This is a genomic window from Dellaglioa sp. CoH-56-MRSF-11 (assembly GCF_056782135.1).
Map to the genome: position 1 here is coordinate 1 of NZ_JBXAYE010000025.1, position 475 is coordinate 475.

The 475-nt window shown below is 60.4% G+C and carries 1 protein-coding gene; it reads left to right on the plus strand.

Annotated features, from left to right (window positions below):
- Positions 1–426: hypothetical protein (locus AC1RPT_RS07640; protein ID WP_481762959.1), on the plus strand; the 426-nt coding region annotated here is incomplete at its 5' end.
- Between the last annotated feature and the right edge of the window lie 49 nt (positions 427–475).

Consider the following 475-nt stretch of genomic DNA (forward strand, 5'->3'; position numbering starts at 1 on the left):
ATCTACGACCAAACGACCAGCGCATGGGTTCCGGTTGACGGCACGACGGTCAAGGTCACGGGCCAAACGGTCTCGGGCCTGACGGCAGGCGACACGGTTACCGTGACTTACGAGTACACGCTGACGGCAGTGCAGCGCCGGGTCCTGTTCGGTGACGTGCAGCCGGGCGGCTACGTTGGCGATTACGTCCAGCAAATCGGCGTGATTACGCGCGGTACGGTGTTCACTTCGCAATTCGACGCATCGAAGAACTGGGCAGCTGCTGGTGGTTCGGCCTCGACGCAAATCTGTGTGGCCGCTAACGGCATGCTGACGCTCGGTACGCCGGGTACGGCTCCGGCCGGTGTCGCGGTGCCGGGTGCGTACGTTACGCAAATCCCGGGCGCGGAAATCCCGTTCCTTGGCATCACGTTCGACGCTCACTAAGCATCGGTTCACAAACAGCAATTTTAATTGAGTCACCTGAGACTTGAAT